This is a genomic window from Microbacterium sp. (genome assembly GCF_035554235.1).
GTDB lineage: Bacteria > Actinomycetota > Actinomycetes > Actinomycetales > Microbacteriaceae > Microbacterium.
Genome location: NZ_DATMIO010000002.1, coordinates 1 through 3,030 on the forward strand (window position 1 = coordinate 1; position 3,030 = coordinate 3,030).

Sequence of the window (3,030 nt, forward strand, 5' to 3'; positions counted from 1 at the left end):
GTGCACTAGGCCGGACTATGCGACGTCTCCAGGCATCCAGCCGCCGAAACGAGCGGATGCGCCTTGCAATACTAACCGCTCCTCGCGAGGCCGGTGAACCCGAGAAGGTCAGCGCAGATTGCCGTTCGAGCAGGTCTCTTGCGCCGCCGTGCTTCCCGAGATCTCCGAAGGCAGCGCGATCGGCTGCTCGGTCGGCGCCGTCGTCGCGCCCGGGGTCGCCTCGGTCGCGGGAGGCGTCGTGGGCTCCACGGGTGGCGCCGTCGGCTCCGCGACCACGACCCCGTCGTTGACACCCGCCTTACCCGTGAGCTGCAGCGGCTGGTTGGCCGCGAGCGCCGCCCAGAGCTGGTCGGCGGCGTCCTCGTTCGGCACGACGTGATTGGGGTTCGCCGAGTCCGTGAGGGTCGGGTACTGGATGAACACGATCTCGTCGAACGGCACGTTCTTCAGCGCGAGCGCGATCTGCACGAGCGTCAGCGGATTCGTCAGGCTCGTGCTCGGATCGATGTTCTCGATCGCCGTGCGGGCGAGCTTGAGCAGCAGTGTGGGGTTGGTCAGCACCTCTTCGCTCACGAGCTTGCGTGCCAGGCGAGACATGTACTGCTGCTGGTTGCTGATGCGGCCGAGATCGCTGCCATCGCCCACGCCGTGGCGCGTGCGGAGGAACTGGAGCGCGTCGAGGCCGGCGATGTTGTGCGTGCCGGCCGTCAGATTGAGGCCGGTGTAGGGGTCGCGGATGCCGTGGGCCAGACACACGTCGACACCGCCGATCGCGTTCGTGATCTCGATCACGCCGCCCCACGTGACGGATGCGGCGTACTGGATGTCCTGCCCGCTCAGATCAGAGATCGCCTTCGCCGCGCACGAGAGCCCACCCACCGAGAACGTCGAGTTCAGCGGCTGCTTCGACATCGCCGAGGTCGTGTTGCCCTCTTCGTTCGTGCATGACGGGATCGGCATCATCAGGTCACGGGGAAAGCTGATGACCGTGACGCGACGAGGCGCATCGGAGATGTGCACGAGCATGTTGACATCATTGAGCTCGCCGCCCGCGTCAGGCCCGGTGCAGCGCTTGCCGAAGTACTGGGCGTACTCGGGCTCGCATGCATCCGTCCCCGCCAGGAAGAGGTTGACGCCCCCCTCGATCTCGCCGATGTTGGGCGGCGGGGCCTCCTGGCCCTCGAGCTCGACCGCATCGGCCGTGAACGTGGCGGTGAGATCGTACGCGAGGTAGGCGGCGACGCCGATGCCGCTGACGAGCACGACCGAGAGGCAGATCGCGAGGATCTTGGCGAGTTGACCGAGCGGATGCGGCGACTTCAGCGCCCCGTGGCGCGCCACCGTGTGGCGGCCGCGCTGGGGAGCCTTGGGGGCGTCGATCACTCGGATCCTCTCGAAGGGCATTGTGCAGAGGGCACAGTGCGGAGGGTGTGGGATTCGAACCCACGGGACATTGCTGCCCACTGGTTTTCAAGACCAGGTCCATCGGCCGCTCGGACAACCCTCCCGACGGGCGCCAGGCATCCGTCGAACAGTCGTCGAGTCTAGCCGACGCGGTCCGACCCATTCTTTCAGGGTCGCCTGGGCAGCCCCTGAATGGCGCTCCGCGCGTCGCGACTAGCGGCCGCCGGCCCGCAGCCTGCGCAGTGCGGCCGCGACGCCGCCCTCCTGCACCGACGTCGTGATGTGGCTCGCCGCATCCCGAACCTCTTGCGGACCCTGCGCCATCGCGATCGCGCGTCCCCCGTTGCGACGAGCCCACGCGAACATGCCGAGATCGTTACGCCCGTCGCCGATCACGAGCACGTGCGCCGGATCGAAGCCGAGCCATCCGCGCACGAGCTCGAGGGCGGTTCCCTTGTCGACGCCTTGCGGGGCGATGTCGAGCCACGCCGTCCAGCCGATCGCGTACGACACGTGGTTGAGGCCGATGTCCTCGACGAGGCGCGAGAAGTCCTCTTCGTCGTGCCCGGGCGAGACCACGACGACACGGGAGACGGGGGTGCCGATCAGCGCGTCGAAGGTCACCTTGCGGGCCCGTTCGAGGTTCCAGTCATCGATGATGTCGGTGTAGAGCCGCTCGCCGTCGGCGAGTTCGACCATGTAGCGCGCGTGCGGCAGGTGCACCCGCAGCAGCGTCAGCACCTGGGTCGGGTCGAACGTCTCGGTGTGGGCACGCACGTACTCCACGCCGTCGCGCTTCATGACGACGGCGCCGTTCGAGCAGACGACGTACTCGGGCTCGATGTTCAGGGCGCGCAGCATGTCTTCGGTGCCCGCCCAGCTGCGACCGGTCGCGATCATGACCTCGTGGCCGGCGAGGCCCGCGTCCTCGACGGCCTCGACCACGCCGGGACTGAGGGTCTCGTCCTCGAGGATCACGGTCCCGTCGACGTCGAGCACGATGAGCAGTCGCTCCGCGCCGTGGTCTTCGGCGACGTCTTCGACGATCTCGGCGGCTTCGCGGGGCGCAACGATCTCGACCTCGCCGGTGTGCGGAAGACTCACGCGATCGGCTCCATGACGTCGAGCCCGCCGAGGTAGGAGCGGAGCACCTCCGGCACCGTGACCGAGCCGTCCGCGCGCTGGTGCGTCTCGAGCAGCGCCACGATCCAGCGGGTGGTCGCGAGCGTGCCGTTCAGAGTAGCGACCGGCGTCGTCTTGCCGCTGCCACCCGATTCCAGCGAGGGGCGATGACGGATGTCGAGCCGACGTGCCTGATAGGTGGTGCAGTTCGAGGTCGAGGTGAGCTCGCGGAAGGCGCCCTGCGTGGGAACCCAGGCCTCGATGTCGTACTTCCGCGCCGCCGACGAGCCCAGGTCGCCCGCGGCGATGTCGATCACGCGGTACGCGAGACCGAGGGACTGCAGCATCCCCTCCTGCATCGCGAGCAGGCGCAGGTGCTCGGCCTCGGCATCCTCGGGCGTCGTGTAGACGAACATCTCGAGCTTGTTGAACTGGTGCACGCGGATGATGCCGCGGGTGTCTTTGCCGTGCGACCCGGCCTCGCGGCGGTAGCACGTCGACCAT

General features: G+C 68.1%; 3 protein-coding genes and 1 tRNA gene. All 4 read right to left on the reverse strand.

The window, feature by feature from the left end:
* Positions 1–108: 108 nt before the first annotated feature.
* A complete protein-coding gene (locus tag VNT50_RS00020) occupies positions 109–1,383 on the reverse strand; it encodes an LCP family protein (RefSeq protein ID WP_325483062.1) in 1,275 nt (424 codons plus the stop codon).
* A 39-nt stretch (positions 1,384–1,422) separates the two neighbouring features.
* Positions 1,423–1,507, reverse strand: a tRNA-Ser gene (locus tag VNT50_RS00025).
* 110 nt (positions 1,508–1,617) lie between these two features.
* On the reverse strand, positions 1,618–2,508 hold the full coding sequence (locus tag VNT50_RS00030) for an HAD family hydrolase (protein WP_325483063.1): 891 nt from the start codon (positions 2,506–2,508) through the stop codon (positions 1,618–1,620).
* The coding region (locus VNT50_RS00035) for an aminoacyl--tRNA ligase-related protein (RefSeq protein WP_325483064.1) at positions 2,505–3,030 on the reverse strand (526 nt) is incomplete at its 5' end. The genes VNT50_RS00035 and VNT50_RS00030, both read right to left, overlap by 4 nt.